Source organism: Chitinophaga sp. LS1 (assembly GCF_034274695.1).
GTDB lineage: Bacteria > Bacteroidota > Bacteroidia > Chitinophagales > Chitinophagaceae > Chitinophaga.
The window spans coordinates 6,903,430-6,926,800 of the sequence record NZ_CP128362.1 but is presented as its reverse complement, the minus strand read 5'-3'; the positions used below and the strand labels follow the sequence as shown (position 1 = coordinate 6,926,800).

Sequence of the window (23,371 nt, the reverse complement as noted above, 5' to 3'; positions counted from 1 at the left end):
TAAATAAAGCGTAAATGATATTAAAACATGTCGCAGGAAGCAAGCGTTTGATTGCTTCTCTGATGCTTGTTGTGATGTATCTCGAAACGGTGTTGCCGAATTATGCATTTGGCGCTCCTGTGGTATTTCCTGTCAGCGTAACAACTACAAGAACCCCATTGCCGGTAAGGGAAAATGCAGCAGTACTACCCGCTGAAAAAAGCACCCCAGCTGGCCGTACCATGACATCCAAAGCATTTATCGGGGGCCCTACACAACCCGAAAGCCAGGACTTCCACTCGGTGAACAGTGATAACATGGTCGACCTGTTTTCCGGAGATTTTTCCTATTCTATTCCATTGCTGGATGTAGGCGGTTATCCGCTGGCGCTGGGTTATAACAGTGGCGTAGGCATGGATCAGGATGCAAGCTGGGTAGGTCTTGGCTGGAACCTGAACCCGGGTTCCATCACAAGAAACCTGAGAGGCTTACCCGATGATTTCAATGGTACAGATACCATACAGCAGGTTTCTGCTATGAAACCCAATGTAAGTGCAGGTGTTTCTGTAGCGTTGTCTGAAGAGCTGCTGGGTCTTCCGTTGAATAAGCTCACCGGTAGTGATTCTGCCAGTCTCTCTTTATCCCTTACTGCGAGTGTCGGCATTAATTATAATAATTACAAAGGCTGGGGAATGGAAACCGGTCTTAGTCCCAGTATCAATGTAGGCTCTGCCTCCATGGGTAAATTAACCGCAGGATTGTCTCTTACAAATAGCTCTACAGATGGCTTTACAGTGGGTGCCAGCCTGGATTACAAAAAGAATTGGGAAAGGACGAAGGAAACCGGAACCATGGGTGGCAGTGTTGGTCTTAGCACAGGATTTAATTCCAGAAGTGGTATGAAAGCACTGACGTTGGGATTGGGTACGAGCATGACCCGTAGTTCAACTAAAAATCAAACCGGAAGTGACGGTAAGACAGTGACCACTACCACCAATCAATGGGGCAGTTCCACAGGTGCAAGTCGTACGATCATGTCTTTTGCATATCCTTCTTATTCTCCTGCAGTCACTCTTCCTTATACAAATACCAACCTGACATTTACCTTGAAAGTAGGGACCGATGCTTCGGTAAGCTCTTCTACGCTTGCATTTGAAGGTTACTATGCAAAACAGGAAATAAAGGAAGCTGATCAGCATAGATCACTGCCTGCTTATGGTTATCTGAACTACCAGGGTGCCGGTAATAATACGAGTGTATTGATGGATTATAACCGTGAAAAGGATATTCCTTACCGTGAGAAACCCGCCGTGCCTAATATTGGTATTCCATCCTATACCTACGATGTGTTTGCGATGTCAGGTGAAGGTACAGGGGGTAGTTTCAGGGCTTACCGCAGCGATATCGGTCATGTATTTGATCACTACAACAAAACTAAATTTGTATCAGGTACCGCAGGTGCTGATCTTTCTGCCGGAGGTCTGGTCCATGCCGGTGCTACGATAGGTCTTACCTATGCTTATACTGAAAATGGTGCCTGGCTGAAGGATAATATATTTTATACCCAAACTCCATTTACCAGTTCTCTGGGTACCTACGAAGGGTCATACTTCAGGAACCCCGGTGAGATGACTGTGAATGATAAGGAATATTATACAAAACTGGGTGGTGATGATGTCGTGACCGTGAAATTAAACCAGTCCAGTACCAGCAGCTCAACCCTGCAGGCAACCAAATACCTGAGCAGATACCAGTATAAAAAATGGGTGGCTGATGAGGCAATGGATACCCTTAGTTCCATGAGAACAAGGCGTGAGAAAAGAAACCAGGTCATCTCTTACCTCACAGCTGAAGAAGCTGGTGTGGCAGGGTTTCCTCGATTTATTGAGAACTATTCAGAGAATTATTATAGCCTGACCCCTTGTCCAGCTGTTATTTCAGATGATGTAGATGGAGACGGTGTGGGATTGCAGGGACAGTATTTTATTCATAGAAATTTTGAAAAGAAACTGTATGAAAAAGTAGATACAGTAATTTATATGCCAAATCAGACGGTCTTTAACTATGACCGTGCTGCCGATGTGACGCCATTAAATACCAGGTGGTCCGCCAGATGGACAGGCCGTATCAAAGCACCCGTTACCGGTGATTACACTTTTTATTTAAATCATGACGATGGTGCCCGGTTGTTCCTGAATGATACCAGCCTGATTGACAACTTTGGAATAGTAGCAACGCTGGACTCTGCCAAAGTAAACCTTGTGGCAGGCCAGTATTATAAGGTGCGCGTGGATTATAATAATAATAAAGGTTCCATGCGTGCGATGTTGGAATGGAAATACCCTTCCCAGGATCGCATCCGTGTCCCGACAGAAAACCTTTATCTGACATCAACAAAAGATACATTGATGGTAGATAGTGTTTCCATAGAGAAACGCGTAAATTCTTTCCGCCAGAAGAATCATATTTCTGAAATTGATGTGACCAATGCAGATGGAAAACGATACATCTATGGTCTGCCTATCTATAACCTGCAACAAAAAGAAGCCACCTTCTCTGTAGATGCTTCCAAAGGAAATGCAGACAGTGGCCTTGTAAAATATACACCTGGTGCTGAGAACTCAACGGGTAATAGCAGTGGTAATGACCATTATTATTCCAGTGAACTCATGCCAGCCTATGCGCATACCTTCCTGTTGACTGCCCTGTTGTCTCCCGACTACCAGGATTTAACAGGCAATGGTATTACAGCAGATGATAAAGGTGACGCAATCAAATTTAACTATACCAAGATAGCAGGTATCAATAATCCGTACAACTGGCGTTCACCTGCACCTGCTATCCCGAATCAGGCATCCCTGAACCAGGGCCAGCGTACAGATAACCGCGATGATAAAGGTAGTTATGTGTACGGTCAGAAAGAACTGTGGTACCTGCACTCTATTGAGTCCAAGAACATGGTGGCCATCTTTAAAATGAGTAGTCGTGATGACCTGCCTGCCATCGATGAGAATGGTGTAAGACAAAAAGGTAATTATGGCCGTAAGCTGGAAGAGATCAATTTGTATACAAAGTCAGAACTGATGAAGGCAAATCCAAAGCCTGTTAAAACGGTTCACTTTGAATACAGCTATGATCTGTGTAAAGGTGCTAATGGTAGGATCAATGCCGAAGGTAAACTGACCCTGAAGAAAGTTTGGTTCACTTATAATAATAACCAGAAGGGTAAGCGTCATCCTTATGTATTCTTTTATAATGGCGTGAATCCTGATTATAACAGTAAGGAGGTGGATCGCTGGGGTACCTACAAACCATCTGGTCAGAACCCGTCTCAGGTCAATAACAATGATTATCCATATTCATTACAGGATAGTACACTGGCTGCACAAAACGTGGGTGCCTGGACGCTGGATTCTATCCAGCTGCCAGCAGGCGGTCGTATCAAAGTGGATTATGAAAGTGATGATTATGCCTATGTACAGAATAAGAGAGCTGCACAGATGTATACCATTGCTGGTTTCTCTTTAGGTGCGCCCAACTCAGCGGACGACCTGCAAAGTAATCTCTACAATGGTCAGTATGATAATCAATACGTATCGATCAATGTACCGAAAGCGGTAAGCAGCAATGCAGAAGTGTATACCCGTTACCTGGAAGGAATGGAAAAAGTCTATTTCCGTCTGTATGTGAAAATGCCTGCTGATAAATATGGTAGTGGCAGCGAGTATGTACCTGTCTACGCTACGCTGGATCAAAGCAAATATGGTTTCTTTAACGGAGGTAAAACCATCTATATCCGTGTGAAGGCTATCAGCACAAATGGTGAAATAGACATGGCTACCAGTTTATATAGCCCGTTGACGAAGGCCGCCTTCTCTTACCTGAGAATGAACCTGCCATCCAAGGCATATCCGGGTTCTGAAACAGGGGATGATGTATCGGCAGTAGATGTGATCAAGATATTGGCTAGCCAGGCAAGTAATATCGTACAGATGTTAGCCACGTTCGACAAAGCTGCCAGGACCAAAAACTGGGCGAGGTCAGTAGACCTGGGCCGCAGTTATGTTCGCCTCAATAACCCTTACTATAAAAAGTATGGTGGTGGTATTCGTGTAAAACGCATCAGGATATTTGACAACTGGAATGAGATGACCAAACAGAAAGAATCTGTATACGGTCAGGAATATATTTATACCACTACCAAAGATATCAATGGTAAAACAGATACTATCAGCAGTGGGGTGGCTACTTATGAGCCAATGATCGGTGCAGATGAAAACCCATGGAGAACACCATTGGAATATAACCAGCAGGTAGCTGCACTGGCACCTATTGTAAATGGTTATACAGAGCTGCCATTGGGAGAATCGTTCTTCCCATCTCCAGGTGTAGGTTATAGTAAAGTGCGTGTGAGAACTATCCATGCAAATAAAACCCGTTCTGCAAATGGGTATGGTGAAAACTGTTACTATACCAGTTATGACTTCCCTACATTAACTGATATGACCTTGTTGGCAGATAACAAGAAACGTTATAAACCGGCACTGAGCAACCTGCTGCGTATCAATTCAAAACATTATATCGCTGTCAGTCAGGGTTTCAAAGTGGAGTTGAATGATATGAATGGTCGATTGAAATCACAGGCTTCTTATAGTGAAACAAATTCGACTACTCCGGTTGCCTCTACCACTAATTATTATCGGGTAGATGATCAGCAGGCAACGACTAAGCATCTTAATAATACAGTGATGGCCATGACACCTAAAGGGGTGATTGACACTACTGCTGTAATTGGTAAGGACATGGAGCTGATGACGGATATGCGGGAAGAACGCTCTGTATCTACCGCCGTGACCGTACAGGTGAATGGAGATATGTTCACCTTCCCATGGCCTCCGATCATGTTTATACCTGTAGCGTTGAGTGTATATAATAAAGAAGAGACCATGTATCATTCAGCGGCAGTATCCAAAGTGATCTACCGTCATGGTATACTGGATAGTGTGGTGGTAACGGATAAGGATAGTAAGATCAGTACCCGCAATCTGCTGTACGACAGCGAAACGGGGAATGTGCTCCTGACCAGCACGCAAAATGAGTTCAACGATCCTATATATAATTTCACCATGCCGGCCGGCTGGGCCTACGATGGTATGAGTGGGGCCTATAAGAATATCGGGGTGATCCTGAAAAATATCTATATCAGGCAGGGCCGTATTACAAGTGGTCTGCCTGCAACAGCTAAAGTAACAGATTACTTTGCAGGTGGTGATAAGATATTGATCTACAGTAAGCCTAAAACAGGTGGAGAAGATTGTGCGCCTCATGTGGCCACCTTCCCTGCTACAGGGCTGATGTATACAGTGGATGCCAATGAGCAGAACGGTGGTAGTCCTGATATCTACTTTGTAGATGAGAATGGACAACCTTTTACAGGGAATGATATTACCCTGAAGGTGGTGAAGTCAGGGAGAAAGAATATAGGTGCAGCCATCAGTAATGTATCATTATTGAAAAACCCGCTTGTACAAACCAGTACTGGTTACAAACTGGTGATAGATAGTACGTCAAAAGTAATTGCTGCCGCAGCAGTACAATATAAATCAACCTGGAAAGTACCTGATAGCAGGAAGTCCGGTACAGTGACCACTTGTGTACCTGAAGCATATGCAAAGTATGCAGGGGGAGATGCTTCGGATTGTGGGGTGACACAGACAACTTATGGTAACCATCTGCTGAGCAGGTCTTACATTGTTAGTAATTGTTCCAGCGGATATATAGGCAGGTATGCCGTTTCTTATGTGGTGCCTGCCAATAAATTTTCGTCAACTGTGAGCCAGGCAGCCGCTGATTCCATGGCGCAGAAGCTAATGAGTGATAGCGGACAGTTGTACGCCAATGCACATGGCGTATGTATCGCTTATTATGCAAGTACAGCACAAACTGCTACAACAAGTAAGAACAATTGTGCTGCGGGGTCGAAGGGTGCTACTGCTTCTTATACAGTAGGAGCCGGTTTCTCTCATTCTTATGTAAGCCAGGCTGCAGCTGATTCAACCGCTTATGCATGGGCACTTTCTGAGGCACAATCGCAGGCAAATAATTCCACCTGTTATTATTATAGCGTTGCACAGAGTGGTAGCTACACAAAGAACAACTGTGCTTCAGGTGGTACAGGAGGATCAGTCACCTACAACCTTGCAGCAGGTACAGATTCTTCATCAGTCAGTCAGACCGCTGCCGATTCACTGGCGAAGATCAGACTGGCTTCACTGGGACAGGCTTATGCGAATGCAAATGGCACCTGTACCTTCTATAATACATTGGTGAGTGTTACTAAAACCCGTAACAACTGTGCATCTGGTGGAACCGGTTCTTCAGTGACCTACACGGTAGCAGCAGGTAAATGGAGCAGTACAGTGAGTCAGGCAAAGGCCGATAGTTTGGCGAATGTGGACCTCACGAATAATGCACAGGCTTATGCAAATACAAATGGAACCTGCACTTACTATAATACAGCGGTAAGTGTGACCAAGACCAAAAACAACTGTGCAAGCGGCGGTACGGGTTCTTCCGTGACTTACACCGTAGCTGCGAATAAATACAGTAGTACAGTGAGTCAGGCGAGTGCAGATAGTTTGGCGAATGCGGATCTGACAGCGAATGCACAGACCTACGCGAATACAAACGGTTACTGTACCTTCTATAACACTGCGGTAAGCGTTACGAAAACCCGTAACAACTGTGCAACCGGCGGTACGGGTTCTTCCGTGACCTACACTGTAGCAGCGAATAAATACAGCAGTACAGTGAGTCAGGCGAGTGCAGATAGTTTGGCGAATGCGGATCTGACTGCGAATGCACAAACTTATGCTAATACAAACGGTTATTGTACCTTCTATAACACAGCGGTAAGCGTTACGAAAACCCGTAACAACTGTGCAACCGGTGGTACGGGTTCTTCAGTGACCTACACCGTAGCTGCGAATAAATACAGTAGTACAGTCAGTCAGGCGAGTGCAGATAGTTTGGCGAATGCGGATCTGACAGCCAATGCCCAGACCTATGCAAATACAAATGGTAGCTGTACCTTCTATAATACAGCCGTAACATCTACCAAGACACGGAACAACTGTGGCACAAATGGAACTGGTTCTTCTGTGACCTACACCGTAGCCGCCAGCAAGTATAGCAGTACGGTCAGCCAGGCGAGTGCAGATAGTTTGGCAAGTGCGGATCTGACAGCCAACGCCCAGACCTATGCAAATACGAATGGTACCTGTACCTATACGAACGATGCGATGAGCCGCACCTATACGAGGAACAATTGTGGAACGGGATATACAGGCAGTTCAGTTACTTACAGCGTAGCTGCCGGTAAATATACCTCTACCGTGAGCTATGCCGATGCAAATTCAAAAGCAGCAGCCGATACATTAGCAAATGGTCAGACCTATGCCAATACGAATGGGACATGTACAGCGCAAACAGTCACTGTCAATATTAATCCGTCTCCATCAGGACATACTGCCAATACGGCCCATGGTACTATTTCTATAAAGACGTCTTCCGGAACAACGATTATGAGTGGTACTTATGATGGAACAGACCTGCTGGCCACCAATGGCACTTCAAAAACGTACAGTACTACTGCAACTACATTTGTTGTTACCATCGCTGCTATGACGGCGGGTTATGCTTCTGTAAATGGTACTGCTAAGAATGTTTATTCCGGTACACAAACATGGACCGTCACCGGAAGTACGATCAACATTTTACTGTATTTACAATAATCTTATATATGCGGAAATATTTTTTTCTGACACTCATAATAATTATAACAGGACTTAGGGTCTCCGGACAGGGGGCGACAGCCACCTGTGCCTGTACCTGCCTGAAGCCGTTGTTCGATTACCTGATCGCGTCCAACCGGCTTTACATTAAGGAGTCAGATCATATCCTGCTATCCACACTGATAAAAGATGCAAATGCTGCTGGTTATTCAGTGTCCTATTCAGGCTGTTCGATCCTGACGAATAATATCAATAACTATTTCTATGCCGTTACTACAGCTACTTCCGGCAGTCAGTACAAGGCGCGGTTAGGAGATTGTGCCGTCGTATTGAATGCTGTCAACAATGGCACCGTGAATTTCACAAAACTGGCCAGCACAGACTGTGATAACTCTGGTAAAGTATCTTTCAACTATGGAAAGCCCGTACATAAAAAGTACCTGGTGACCCGTTCCGTGAATACCTACATGATATCAGCCACCAGTGATATCTTCCCCACGGTGACCAGCTTTGCAAAGTATGGAATGGATACAGCAGCGACTAACATGCGGGTAGGATTTTCAGCAAACAGTACGGGTACTTATCAACTGACATCCGTGATGGCGATTGACAGTGCTGTAAATATTCCGGATGATGCGATTATTCTTTCAGCTACCTTAAACCTGTTTGCTGATCCTACGGGGTTTTATCCGTCTACATATACAAACGCCCATGTGATCAGGTCAGAAACAGATTACCAGTCCATCGGTACCCTGTATTTTTCTTCCGATCCCTGGACGTACAAAATGGACCCTGTACTCATTCATGTACTTGGAGGATCGTCTGTAGGTGATGTAGTGGCGGCGGATAATCATTTTCAGGATTTCTCCTTTGATCTGGTCTCTGGTTTAACTGGTTCAAAGCGTATACTGGACAATGGCATTATCCTGAAGAACGATAAGACACTTCCGTCTCAGTTTACAGATCCTTATTCCTTGTATGCTACGTTTTGTTCACAAAGAAATGCTGATACAACAAAACGCCCGTACCTTGATATCACCTGGACATTTGCAACAGATACGGGTGTAGTTGCCCAGTTATATATTGATAGCTGCTATACCTGTAAAGATGTGGCATCCGGTATTTGTTACAGTGCCGTCACAGATACCAGCGTGAACCCGTATACCTATGGCTTGACGGGCAACTGGCAACCATACAGATCTTTTGCCTACTATGGGCCCAGAAAAGAATCAGACCCAACAGACAGTACCCATATTCGTACAGATGGAACATTCCTGAATTATGCTGGTTTCTGGAAGATGACGACAGATAGTACCTGGCAAGCACAGGATACCGCAGTCTCCAGGTGGGTATGGAATAGTGAAAGCACCTTATTTAACCGGAAAGGCGCAGAGATGGAGAACAAAGATCCCTTAGGGAGGTATAATGCCGCCATCTATGGTTACCAGGATGCATTGGCCACAGCCGTGGTACAGAATGCCCGTTTCCGTGAGATCGGTTATGAAGGGTTTGAAGATTATGACTATATAGGCAGTACCTGCGACAGTGTCTGTTCTGTACCAAGAAACTTTGATTTCTCTGCATACAAGAGTGCGTTTGATACGACCGAAGCACATACAGGCCGTTACAGTCTCCGTGTCAATGCAGGCAGTAGTACGGGCATTACAGCGACAGTCACTGCTGCTGACGATAACACATTCGAATTAGGATATACTACAATGGAGAATACCTGCAGTACCAATGGTAGTACCGTATTGAAGAGAATCGTAGCTGGATCGGATGCCTTGATACCTTCATTCTCTCCGATAGCAGGAAAACGTATGGTGGTAAGTGTATGGGTAAAAGAATCCGGGCAGTGTGATGGTACATCTTACACCGGTAATCAGGTAAGCATAGTAGTTGGTCGTGCAGCAGGTAATATCAGTACGGTGGCAACGCCATCCGGCAATATCATCGAAGGCTGGGAACGTTATGAAGTGGTCGTGGATGTGGCAACAGATGCCACTGCGCTGACAGTGAATATGCAGAATACGGGGAGTAATACTGTCTACTTCGATGACTTGCGCATTCATCCTTACAATGCGAACATGAAGTCTTATGTATACGATGCAGAAACACTCCGACTGATGGCGGAACTGGATGAGAATAATTATGCGGCGTTTTATGAATATGATGATGATGGTAGTTTGATCCGTTTGAAGAAGGAGACGGAGAGAGGGGTGATGACTATCACAGAGTCAAGGAGTGCGTTGTTGAATGATTATTAAAAGATATTAAATAGATGAAACGTCTCTTATTAATATTCACACTCGCTATGTTGGTTGCAGGAGATTACAAAATATTATTGGGTACCCCTAACCTGAAATGATTATGAAAGAATTTTATAAATGGCTGATTTTATCTCTATGCCTTTTTGTGGCGGTAAGTAGTCATGCCCAAAGGATCACCGTACTGAGAAAAAGCCTGGATGGTAGTAAGGGCGAATTGGTTGTCAATGCGAGTATTGAAGTGAAAGACTCGGTGTTTTTCTCAGGCAATACAAAACTGGATACACCTTATTCAGCAAAGAATATTATCATTTTCCATATCAATGAATATTCAGGCAGGCTATTGCCCGATACGTTCAACGCAGTGGCTACGGTGCGTGTTATTTATAAACGTCCGGACAGTGTGATTGATTCAGTAGACCAATCACTCCAAATCAATTATTCTAAGAATGTTGCTTATACAAGCCGCAGTAGTTTTGTGTTTAACAATACACATCAGGTGACCTTGAAGTTACTGAGTCTGAATATTTCCAATGATAATGATAAAGTGATAAATTCATTGTTGTTGGAAAATGAGATGGATGTACAGGTGACGTATGCATTGAATTGTACGGATGATGCTGTAAAGTCAATTTCATATACTGCCACTTCAAATACTGATTCTACCGATGAACTGACCGTTACCTGGCCAGCACTAACCGGTGCAGATGAATATGACCTGGAATGGACCTATGTAGATTCCAGTGCACTGGCAGCTAATAAATATGGTAATCCTATTAACCCGGTATTGTTATTCAGGAACAATGCTTCCCGTGTAACGATCACGGGTACTACATACAGTATTCCATTATTGTATGATGGCAAAGGTACTTTGTTTTTCCGGGCTCGTGCCGTGCAGGATAAAGGTAGTTATGCCAGGATAGAAACGCCCTGGAGTTCTGCATTCAGCGGTGGCCTGGGCAGTTTTGATTTTGTAGGACACCAGCGTTCCCTGAACTGGAATTCAAAGGTGAGTTTTGCAGAAGAAGGTAAGCGAAATGTGGTTGTAGCTTATTATGATGGTTCACTCAGGAACCGGCAGACTGTCACAAAAGATAATACAACAAATACGACAATTGTTGGAGAGAAACTATATGACTATCAGGGCAGAGAAACGATCCAGGTCATGCCTTCTCCTACATTGAGTTCAGTAATAAAATATTCCCGCAATTTCAACCGGGGTCTGAATGGAGAATACGATAAGAGTAATTATGATACCTTGCCTACTCCGGAGGCATTCCTGACAGCAAGTGCTGCAAAGATGTCCACAGAGAGTGGTGCCAACCAGTATTATTCTTCCAATAATCCACAGAAGGATGAAGGCATGAACCGCTATATACCAGATGCAGGGGGGTATGCGTTTACAGAAACAGTGTATACCCAGGATAATACTAACAGGATCAGCAGGCAGGGGGGGCTGGGTGAGACCTTTAGGTTGGGAGGCAACCATGAGACAAAATATTATTATGATGCACCTAATGATAATGATCTGGATGTATTGTTTGGCACAGAAGCCGGTGACAAGTCTCATTATTTTAAGAACACAGTGCAGGATGCCAATGGGCAGATGTCTGTCTCTTATGTAGATATGCATGGCCGTACAGTGGCGACTGCGCTGGCTGGCGTGGCAGACAGTGCTGACCTGGAGAATCTTTCTTCCAATATAGGATTTACAGTCACAGATACTTTATCCAGGGCTGGTAGTAACACGATCAAAGATTTGACCCTTGAAAGTACACATAGCCAACTGGTGACGCAGAAAGGGGATTACCATTTTCACTATACCTTAACGCCTCCGGTACTTCGTAAACCAGATTGTAATGGAGATACGGTATGTTATAATGGCTTATATGATCTTGAGATCACCATCACAGACGACGTGTACAACCAACACCTGGGTGGCAGCCCATACCAGGTCACTTACCATAATTTCAAAGCAGACTCCATCATTGCTAATTGTGGAACGCCTGAATCATTCGTAGCAGATTTCACCCTTCAAAACCTGGAGAAAGGTAGTTACATGATCACGAAGCGTTTGACAGTGAATCGTGAAGCAATGGCGTATTATCGTGACAGCATCTTTATGTTGCGCAACCTGTGTACCACCCTGTCTCAAATCATCCAGGAGCAGCGTGATCTGCAGGTAAATACAACATGTGTACCCGATTGTCAATCCTGCCGCGACAGTGTAGGTGACTGGAATGCTTTCCGTACCCAATATCTGACGAAGGCAGGTATCTCGACCCAGGACAGCGCAGGGTATCGTGCGGAGGCACTCACCGCCTATAATGAGGCCGTAGACGCCTGTAATGCGCTTTGTAACACCACCTCACCAGTCGATGAGATGAGAACAGCCATGCTGGAAGATATGTCACCATCCTCAGGTCAGTATGCCAATGTAGAAGATTCAAGTGATATTTATTCCATCTTCTACTCTGACGATAATGATTCGGAGCCAATTTATAGCCTGAAGACCCTTAGTTACAAGAGTTCCACAGGCACTGTAGATAGTGTGTATGACGAAAGTGTAGGTGGGTTTGTATTGCCACAGTCACTCAGTGCAGAAGACTTTTCTGCGAAGTTCAAACCATCCTGGGCAAATTCATTATTACAATACCATCCAGAGTATTGCAAATTCCTGGTTTACCAGTCTTACGAGAGCAGCCTCCTGTGGGACAGGCGATTTGAGGCAGTAAATACTTACGCTGCTGCGCGGGATTCCGGTTTCCTGAACCCTACGGGCAATAGCAATATCCCATTTAAGTCAGTCACAGCAAATATAGATCCTATGGCAGCTACGCAGGCTACCATGCTGAATAAGAAACTGAAGTTCTATTCAGATGTTGCTGATACTACTAAGGGAATCTCTATGTACAGTGTATCGACCATCGGTGTAAAATGTGATGGAATGGGCAGTGATTGCGTAGCCAGCTACAAAACGATGGCGAGTGCATTTAACGAAAGTACCATGTGTGACGGTGACCTGGATATGGCATGGCGTACATTCAGGGAATTGTATTTAGCCACAAAAACACGTATGCTGGATAGTTTAATCCAGCTGACCAAATGTACCGCTACCACCAATGAGCTGATCGCCGCCGGGAAGTCAGTTCATTTTACAGATTATTCAAAGGCTTTAACATCTTCAGGCATCAGTTATATCGCCAGCGGTGATTCAACAAAAGCAAAAGATTCAGTAGCTGCGAATTTAGCAGCGACATACGCATCCAATTGTCAGAGCTATGTAAGTACCTGGCTCAGCCAGTTGCAAACCTGTGCTTATTATGATACCGCAGTCATCAATCAGATATTTATTCCAAAGATGCTGGCTGTCTGTAAAGCAGGAGCAGATGCGACCCATGTAATGGGATCCAGTACTGTGGCACCTGGTAGTACAAATGAATACAGCAGTTTTCAGGCTATAATAGATGAATACAACAACGCACATAATATTACGGATACATTAAACTGTAATTACCTGCTGGTAACAGCGCCGCTTCCATATGATGCACAGGCAGTATATGCAGAAAGTACGACTTATACCAAGCCAACAGCATGTGAATGTAATACGCTTAATACGCTGAAAATAGAATACAACGCTTTTAAGAAAAACACAGACAGTACTTTCTCCGCTTATTTGAATCGGACGCGCAGTACGGCTTTAACAGAAAGTCAGTTAGATGCATTGTTGTCTGCCTGTGATCCTGACAACGCAGCTTGTACCTATGTGACACCAGCGATCACCATTCCGGCGCTGATACAATGTAATACAGCGGCAGCATGTGCTTCGTGTACAACTATCAATGATCTTTATACTAGTTTTAAATCAACCTATCCTTCACTAAAACCAACAAAAGAGGATGGGGATAGCACAAAGCAGCAGCAGGTAAATTCCCTGTTTGCCGCTTATATGAACTCTCATACCGGCTTCTCCAAACAGGCATGGGAATACCTGGCGTTTATTGAGGATACCTGTACCTTATACAGTTCAAAAGACAGCATAGTCTGTAAGAAGATAGGAGATCCTACCGGAGGGTTACATGTCTATGCGAGTGACAGTACATCGATGTTTAGTGACGTGATCAGCACAGTGGATGGGGGGTATTTGCTGGCGGGCCGTATAAAGACAGTCGCAGATTCTACGGACCAGGACTCTGATACGGATGCTTACCTGGTAAAGACAGACTCACTGGGGAATATATTGTGGGCGAAACGTTATGGGGGATCACTGGATGATTACTTTTTGAAGGTAAGAAAGACGTCAGATGGGGGATTTATAGCTATAGGGAGAACGAGTGGCGCCTCTTATGTACAGGGTGCATATATAGTCAAGCTGGATAGTGGAGGGATCGTCTCCTGGAGCAGATCCGTGCAATATGCGACGACGTATGGGGAGGTGGGCACAGATATCATCCAGACGACAGGTGGCGGTTATGCATTTACCGGCAAGTACAACATTGCCAATACGGTAGCAGACTTTATAGTAGGTTTGCTTGATAGCACAGGCAATGCATTATGGGTAAAACAAATAGGTAACAGCAGTGGTGAGGAAGGCTACAGTCTGTTACAGAACAATGATACACTTGTAGTACTGGGAAGCACGTATGCCGTTCCATATTTTGAGACGTTCGTTCTTAAAATGGATTTGTCCACCGGGTCACAAATATCAACAAAGCGTTATTACCGGAACCATACTAATGGCTGGGTCTCCAGTTTTGGAGGGGAGATCTATAAGAAGCCGTATGGTTATATGTTCAATATAACGGGGTATGGAATATCCACGACGGAGAACCATCATCTTGTGATGGGGATTGATGAAGTGGGGAATGTGCTTTATTATAAAGAGTTTGGGAAGATATCAGGAGATAACCTGGTACAGTCTATGCCGCTGTACCCGACAGGGGATAGTGGATATGTAGCAGTAGAGAGTGTATCCTCAGATATAGAAAGCGTGATATGGCGGAAAGTAGATAAGGATAATAACCTGGAATGGTCAGAGTTGATAAGGTTGGATACTGCCGTGGAATTGAGTTCAGTAATACAGCGTCCTGACGGCAATTATGCATCAGCGGGGAATATAGGGAATAATGGGGTGTTAATGATAAGCCACTATACGGGGAAGATAGGCTGTAGTGATAGTCTCTTTGTAAATGCAGATGACAGCGTAGTGATCAATACAAATACAAAAGCGACATGGGATACCTATAGGAGCAAATCGGTCAGCAATGTAACGGACTTTAATACGAGTACCAGTGATGCAGGTACGGTTCATTATACGAGCGGTTGTATTGTAGGTGATTCGTGTTATACACTCTATGGTGGACCGTTATTATGCGGCAATGCGACACCGGTGTTTGGAACAGTGGCTGTGAATAGTGTCACAAATTGTACGGATAATGAGTTCTTTGCAGTAAGCAAAGGAACCGAGATATATAATTCCTACAAGGATTCCCTGAATGGGAGCTTTGATGCCGATTACCTGGCGATGGCAATTGCGGGTGGTCAGCAGGAGGTTTTTACCGTGACGTATAGTACGAGTGAGTATCATTATACACTTTACTATTATGATCAGGCGGGGAATCTTATAAAGACGATTCCACCGGCAGGAGTGGTGATAGATCGTTCAACTGACTGGGTGAACAGGGTAAGGGCAGCCAGGGCCGCGGGAATAACATTAGTGCCAGCACATACGATGGCAACGCAGTACCGTTATAATACGCTTAACCAGGTAGTATCGCAGGTATCACCTGATGGAGGGGTAAGCCATTTCTGGTACGACCGTTTGGGCCGTCTTTCATTATCACAGCATGCAAAGCAGCGCCCTGATAATAAGTACAGTTATACGACCTACGATGCACTGGGTAGGATCAATGAAGTCGGAGAGCTGATGAGTGCTGCCGTAATGAATGATTTCATCAGCCGGGATACAGCATTGTTATCAGACTGGTTGGCCGCAGCGAATAATTCGCGTAAACAGATTACGAAAACGACATATGATGTAGCGTATAGCTCGTTATCTCAGTTATACCTAACCCCAGGGAATCTTCGCAACAGGGTATCCTGGACGGCATTATTCAATGATGCTGCAGCTCAGGATACGATGGGTTTTGCAACAGCCACATTTTATAGCTATGATGTGCATGGGAATGTTGATACTTTATTGCAGGATTATAAGCAGGGAGGTATGCAGGAGAGTGATAACCGGTTTAAGAAGATGGTATATGGCTATGATCTGATCAGTGGAAAGGTGAATGCAGCAGGCTATCAACCGGGTCGGCAGGATGCTTTCTATCACGGTTACAGCTATGATGCGCAGAACCGTTTAACGAATGTAGAGACGAGTCATGATAGTATTAATTGGGATAATGATGCATATTACCAGTATTATAAGCATGGTCCTTTAGGTAGGATGGTTTTAGGTCAGGAACAGGTACAGGGAGTAGATTATGCATATACAGTTCAGGGCTGGTTAAAAGGGGTAAATAGTACTGCGGTGACCCCTGGTTATGATCCGGGAGGCGATGGCGGTAGTGGAACGCAGGTAGCAAAGGATGTATTTGGATTTGCATTACATTATTATGGTGGAAGGGACTATTCGCCCATAGGCACAGTCAATCCCTTTGCATCCGGTACTAACCTGAAGCCTTTATTTAATGGCAATATCTCCGCCATTAGCCAAAATCTTCCGTCAGTAGGTACACCGTTACAATCCAATTATAGCTATGATGTACTGAACCGGCTCACGGGGATGCAGGTATCAAGAGGATTGAATACCAGTACGAATATATGGGAACCGGAGGTATTGGACGACTTTAAGGAACGGGTGAGTTATGATGCGAATGGTAATATTCTTAGCTACCGGCGGAATGGTAATCATAGTTTTGCGGGCACGCCGTTAGGGATGGATTCCTTAAGATATACCTACCGGACGGGAACCAATCAGCTGGACTTCGTATATGACACTGTGAGCGCCACCAATTATGAAAATGATATAGATGGTCAGACAGCAGGGAATTATCAATATGATGCAATTGGCAATCTGATATCAGATCAGGGAGCTGGAATTGATAGTATAGAATGGACATTGTATGGGAAGATAAGCAGGATAAAGAAATCGAATGGAAGTGAGATCAATTATACGTATGATGTTGGAGGGAACAGGATCAGTAAGCGGGTGAATGGGGTAGAGACGTGGTATGTACGTGATGCTACGGGTAATGTGATGAGTATCTATACGAAAGGTGATAGTACGGTTAACAATGGGTCCCTGAGTCAGACAGAAGCACATTTGTACGGAACCAATCGATTGGGGATTAACTCAGTGGTAGTCAATGTTGAAAACAAAGGTACTTTGCCTTCAACAAATATGTCAGGGTTAGGGATTGGTATAAATATTAATTTTACCAGAGGTAAAAGATTCTATGAACTGAGTAATCATCTTGGAAATGTATTAGTTACAGTATCTGACCATAAAATAGGTGCGTCCCTGGAAGAAAATAATATAGATCATTATGAACCATATCTTCTATCTTCACAAGAGTATTATCCATTTGGTATGTTCATGCCAGGTAGAGGTATTGGAGGAGGAATGAGTAGTGCCGGGGACTATCGTTATGGGTTCAATGGACAGGAAAAAAGTGATGAGGTTTTTAGTAATGCTAATAGTTATACAGCAGAGTTCTGGGAGTATGATGCAAGGATAGGAAGAAGGTGGAATAAGGACCCTAAACCAGAAACGGACCTAAGTTTATATGCAACATTTACTAATAATCCAATAGCGAATTTCGATCAGTTGGGAGATACTGCTATATTCAATTCAAAAGGTATTGTGACTAAAACTAATAAAAAAGAGGATGGTGTTGTTTTATATAATCATACAGAGGTGATAAATGGTAAAAGCCAGAATATAACTGAAAGGGTGTTTCTTAATGGTGGGAAAGATGATTATTTTCAGGTTAGTAGTTTCAATGTTGGCGATCAAATGGTAAGGATCTTATCACCAGAAAATGTAAATTATATAATTAATAAGGCATGGTTTAGTCACGTACGAATACCCATTATAAGCCACATTTTAGCAGGAATTGGAGGTGCATTTGGCCCATTGGATTTTGGACAAAATTATCTGGTTCATAACCTGGCAGATAGGGAAGGGGATAATTTTGATCCCAATAAAAAAAGTGCTGGAGGAACTATAGATGATAATTATAGCATATGGGATTTTAATGGAGGATTCTTTTATTTTAATGGAAGTAAGGATTACCATTTGAACTATATATATAACCTGCCAGATGCTGGTAATTTTCTTTTCGGAGTTGCTGCTGCTCGAATGAACATGTGTCATGATCTTGTGATGTGGGGCGATGACCGGCACGAAATGATAAGAAATCATGCACCAGATTCTGAGGCAGATATTCGTGCAATAAATGCAGGATTTTTTTATCAGGAGCGATTCCTGAGGCCACAAGCTAAAGGGAATTTTATATGGAGATCTTATAATACTACCAGGCCTACTTGGTTCAGGAATAATTGATGCTTAATGTATATATTATGAAATCTAGAATTCGTTATCGGGTAATTATTTTTTTTGTATTGCTAATTTTAGTTTTTCTGATATTTATTTTTTTTAAAAGGGGAAAAATAGAATATCGAAAATGGAATAAGCCAAAGGAAGAGCTTTGTAATTATCTGCTTAAAGAAATAAATGACGATGACTTGTCATTTTATTGCCCCTATGGGGCTAATGGTCCAAGTCTATTCTGGGTTGTGGTTTATAAAAAAACATATAAGTTTCATATGTATAGAAATATGTTATGGGCTTATAATGATCTTACCACAAGAAAATTGGATACACTTAGTCAAAGCTATTCTATCAGTAAATTTAAAAATGAAATTTTAAAGCGGATTTATTTCCTAAGGAGTATCGGTATATATTCAATTATTCGGGGAGGAAATATAAGTCGAATTACAACTACCTATTATGATAGTACATATGAGGATATTAAACGAAATAATCCTTTTTATTCTGAGGAGATAATTGGTCATGCAAAAAAAGAATATCATGGACAGCCATTCGTATTCACGTTTGTAATAACTGACTTTATACCTAATATGACTTTTAAAGAAGACTTTAGTCATGCTCATTATTTATGGCCTATAACATCTACAAAGTATTACTATCGACGATACTTATAATGAATATGATGATTAAAGTTTGGTGATATATTGTCGTTCGAAAAATAAGGATTTCATTAATACCATGTGATACTAACAATAGTTTGGTAAGTTTTTCCACAGCGAAGCTGTGGGGGAAAATGTGGATAAATAACAGGGATTTCTGCTGATACCAAAATGAAAAAAAAGGCAATGAGGAAGTTACAGATGATACCCAAATAGTGGCGTCTGATTTGACGAAAGAAGTTTTTGAATTTATAAAGGTTGTTTACGGAAAATCAAAATGGATAGACATGGGTGTTGTAGGGAAAAACCTCCGGATGATTATAAATTATTAGATAAAGCCTTGAATAAGATTAGGGAGCCCAAATAGCTGAAGGGCTGACCAGAAAGTCAACAAAACTATTAGACGGACCCTTTTCCTAAAATATAAAAAGGGTCCGTCTAATAGTTTTGAGAGTTTAATTCGTTATAGCTAGCTGCGGGTGTTTTATATCCGGTTCAAGATATTGTAACACAATTTAGTAGACGTAAATAATGAAAGATTATCATTATTGTCCTACTGGTCAGAATGCAATCTCAGCGTTATTTTATCGAGAGATCCTTCCAGGAAACAGCTATGAGTGAATATCAGGTTAGAGGATGGAGGGCGTGGCATCATCATATGGTATTGGTAATGATGGCACTACATTTTATACTAAGCGAAAAAATCTTGTATAATAATGAATATCCATTACTGAGTTCATTATGATATAAGAGATATCATAATGAAGTTGTTTATACTTTTAATTTTCTACAAAAAAGGGTTATAAGAGCCAGCCATTGCAATGCCATCCATGTTTCAACAAGTTTTTCATATCTGACAAGCAATGCTTTAAAAGCATCCATCCAGGCATTGGCATGTTCAATTTTTGTTCGTCTTTTGTAAAGTTGATCATCAAAATATCGGTATTCATCACTTTGCTTCTTTTGATTTCGCAAGTTGGGTTTTACATTTAATTCAATCTCGTAGTCAATGCATACTTGTTTTAAATCTTCGCTGTCAAATCCAGGATCGGCATTTACAAATATTCCATTGCAATTGATATCGGATTGTTCCAGAACCCCGATCATTTCTTTAAACAGCTTCACTATATCGTATAAGTCATTATGCTCTCCACTTTGCGCCGTTGATACCGTCAGCATCTGACCTCTGTTGTCACATAAGAACAAACTATTACTGGTTTTTGAAGCTTTTCTGCCTTGATAACCTACCGCCTGGCCACCACGTTTGACAGGTGTATGGCTACCATCTAACTGAGCGCTTGACAGATCCAGCAGTTTCTTATTACAAGATAAAAGATTGATCCAAGCCCTCTTGAATGAACCGTCTTTACTCCATTTTAAAAAATACCTGTGAATATTTTGCCACGAGGTCGCCCCTTTATCAAAATATTCGCAAATACACAACTCTCGCCACTGGCAGCCTGTTTTCATTCGCTTTAAAATCAACAGAACCACTTTTACTAAATCTATCCTGGCCTTAAAGCCTCTTTTGCCTTTGCTTAAATGTGGTAAAATCCAATCTCGTACCTTATCTTCGTCTATGAGTCCCAGAATTATTCGTTTTTATTTGCCAAAACAAAAATCCTTAATTCCTGGGACTTCCTTTTTATCCTTCAAAAAGTGTAAACAACTTCAATAAGAGTCTATTCTAAGAAAAGTTTTTCTTCTGATGAAGTGATGGACCAAATCAGAAAAAGGCAAGATCAGAGAGGATTAGAAAAGATTGAAAAAGACTCATCCTAGGTTGTCAAAGTAGAAGTAGATACTGTTTAATATTTGGTTGCTTTAATACATGAAATATAAAATGATAGGATTATATTATAGGATTTGGGTGGATTGTATAGAACGTGCAAAATCACAACCCAATACCAGACGTGATTGGGCATTAGGTAGCATGATATTCATGTCTATTGCGATGACCTCCAATTTCGCTTTGTTTATGGCAATTTTGCAGCGGCATGTAATTAAGAGATACTTTTATAAAGTCCATTTTTCATTTTTATCCGGGACTTTAAATACGCTATTCACTTATTTTTTTTATTTATCGTGCCTTGTGTTCTTTTGAACTACTTGTTGATATTAAGAAATAAACGGTATGAGCGATTGTTGAAAAAGTATCCTTATTATGATGGAAAACTATTTGTTAGTTATTTTTTAATTTCCCTGCTTCTACCAGTTGTTTTACTATGGATCGCCATTTTCTTTTTTTAGCAATTAAAGAAGTCGTGAAATGAAATATCCTATTCACATTTAAGGGTATAGCCAACTGATTTTATGCAGTTGGCTATACCGTTTAAGTAGCTTTGACTTGGATACTGAAGTCGAGATTAGTTGCTATGTATTGCCTCTGATGCCAGCAAATAGGCATTGAATTCAGTTTCAAAAGTGCAATTGAAAATCAATGCAGGTATTCGGTTATTGGGTTAGGATTTAGCCAGGAACCAAATCTGCCTTGCACTAAAGCAGGAATCAGATTTTGATACATTTATGGAAAAATCCAACTCATTGATTAATTATTCGATTCAGTACAAGAAACTCAATTATTATGAGAAATCAATTATTACATAGATTGAAAAAAATGTCCTGTCTGCTCTTGCTGACATATTCTTTATTGGTTATTGCCTTTTATATTTGTAGCATAGTTAGGACGCATTTTTCCCATGTTTACAGCATCTATGTTCATACATTACAAACATCATTGCTGCAATTATGTTTGCATGCCTTGTATGCGATCGGCGCAATGAACATACTATTGAGATTTAAACATCGGGGTGAAATTATTATTCTGACAGGTGGCATCGGCTTTTTAGTAGCTACATTATTGGATTTATTATTGTTGCAATCATTCCCGAATTGGTTTTACCTTCTATATGCCTCTTTTCATATTATAATACTGATGATTTTTTCACGGGGTTGGTTTAGAAAAATTGCCCCTATGCCAATCCTGATAGGTGGTTGGATAGTATTAATATCGGGAGCGTATTATATTGGTAAGTGCGATTTAATCCTCTATTGATCCGCAAAATATGCTTTGATAAAGACTCATTTGCAAATGTAGTATGGGCAAAGAAATATAAGGCCAATGGCAACGAGTACTTTAACCGGATGAAACCCACCTTCGATGGAGGTCATATTGCTGTAGGTACGGTTACCAATACGGGAACTGCAGCAAGAGATCTCTGGCTGGTGAAGACCAATGACACGGGAAAGGTTGTATGGAGTAAGCGTTTAGGATTTAACACAGCAAATGGAGAAATAGGACAGGATGTGATCCAGCAAACGGATAGTTCTTATGCCTTTATAGGTAAAACTAATTTTTATGGTAGTCTTACTGATGGCATGATCGGTGTTGTTTCAGCTAATGGTACCGCTCAATGGATCAGGCAGTTTAGTTATAATAGTGGAGACGAAGGTTATTCCCTCGTCCAGAGTGGAGAAACATTGGTGGCTGCAAAGAATAGTCTTCTAAATGTGTATAAAATAAATGGATCCAGGTTGACTGTACAACCAGGGCGGTTTATCCAACACCAGCTAGTCGTAATGTAAATGTGCAGATTACAGGGTTGAAACTTTAAAATGAAATCAGTGAGTAAAAGTTTAATGATTTTTTTTACTATCCTTTTGGGTGCATTTAATGGGTATAGTCAAAGGGTTTACCTAAAGTATGCACTATTTTTAGATATCAACAGACAATATATTCAGATCTTTAATAAACAAGACTCGTCTGTTATAACAGATCGATCCACAGATAGCAGTAGGTTGATTAAAGTATTTGATATGAGTGAAAAAGGGCAGTTGAAATTTTTGTTATGGGACAATTCTTTCAAAAAAAAGATGGAATGCGAATATCTGGAATCCTCTAAATTGTATACGGATACTGTTTTCTATAGAAAAGCAGGAAGAGATGGGAATGGCGTAAGGTATAGAAAGTTTTATAGACCACTTCGGAATGGAGATTGGAAATATTATGATGAGCAGGGTAATATTTACTTAAGAGAAAAGTATAGTAAAGGTTCTTTGATTGAGACTATTATCAGTTGCGATAAGTAATTAACCGGGCGTCTAAATTATATTTTA

At 42.0% G+C, this 23,371-nt stretch carries 7 protein-coding genes and 1 pseudogene; 7 read left to right on the top strand and 1 reads right to left on the bottom strand.

Annotated features, from left to right (window positions below; translation table 11 throughout):
• Positions 1-14: 14 nt before the first annotated feature.
• The 5 genes and pseudogenes from QQL36_RS28250 to QQL36_RS28230 all read left to right on the top strand — a co-directional run.
• Positions 15-7,772: a DUF5977 domain-containing protein gene (locus QQL36_RS28250; RefSeq protein ID WP_321567564.1), complete on the top strand. Its 7,758-nt coding sequence runs from the start codon at positions 15-17 to the stop codon at positions 7,770-7,772.
• Between the two features lie 8 nt (positions 7,773-7,780).
• The gene (locus QQL36_RS28245; protein WP_321567563.1) at positions 7,781-10,039 is read left to right on the top strand and encodes a hypothetical protein; all 2,259 of its coding nucleotides are present in this window, start codon (positions 7,781-7,783) and stop codon (positions 10,037-10,039) included.
• A 103-nt stretch (positions 10,040-10,142) separates the two neighbouring features.
• Positions 10,143-18,608: a hypothetical protein gene (locus tag QQL36_RS28240; RefSeq protein ID WP_321567562.1), complete on the top strand. Its 8,466-nt coding sequence runs from the start codon at positions 10,143-10,145 to the stop codon at positions 18,606-18,608.
• Positions 18,609-18,625: 17 nt separating this feature from the next.
• Entirely contained in the window at positions 18,626-19,270 is a 645-nt protein-coding gene (locus tag QQL36_RS28235; protein ID WP_321567561.1) for a hypothetical protein, read from the top strand.
• A 541-nt stretch (positions 19,271-19,811) separates the two neighbouring features.
• Positions 19,812-19,967, top strand: a pseudogene (locus tag QQL36_RS28230) (IS701 family transposase); the annotation flags it as partial.
• A 59-nt stretch (positions 19,968-20,026) separates the two neighbouring features.
• Here QQL36_RS28230 and QQL36_RS28225 read toward each other — a convergent pair.
• A complete protein-coding gene (locus QQL36_RS28225) occupies positions 20,027-20,809 on the bottom strand; it encodes a transposase (protein ID WP_255373922.1) in 783 nt (260 codons plus the stop codon).
• 1,479 nt (positions 20,810-22,288) lie between these two features.
• On the opposite strand from QQL36_RS28225, the gene QQL36_RS28220 reads away from it, so the two are divergent.
• Together QQL36_RS28220 and QQL36_RS28215 are read left to right on the top strand one after the other, a co-directional pair.
• The gene (locus QQL36_RS28220) at positions 22,289-22,840 is read left to right on the top strand and encodes a hypothetical protein (protein ID WP_143709115.1); all 552 of its coding nucleotides are present in this window, start codon (positions 22,289-22,291) and stop codon (positions 22,838-22,840) included.
• Positions 22,841-22,879: 39 nt separating this feature from the next.
• Positions 22,880-23,344: a hypothetical protein gene (locus tag QQL36_RS28215; protein WP_321567560.1), complete on the top strand. Its 465-nt coding sequence runs from the start codon at positions 22,880-22,882 to the stop codon at positions 23,342-23,344.
• Positions 23,345-23,371 lie beyond the last annotated feature (27 nt).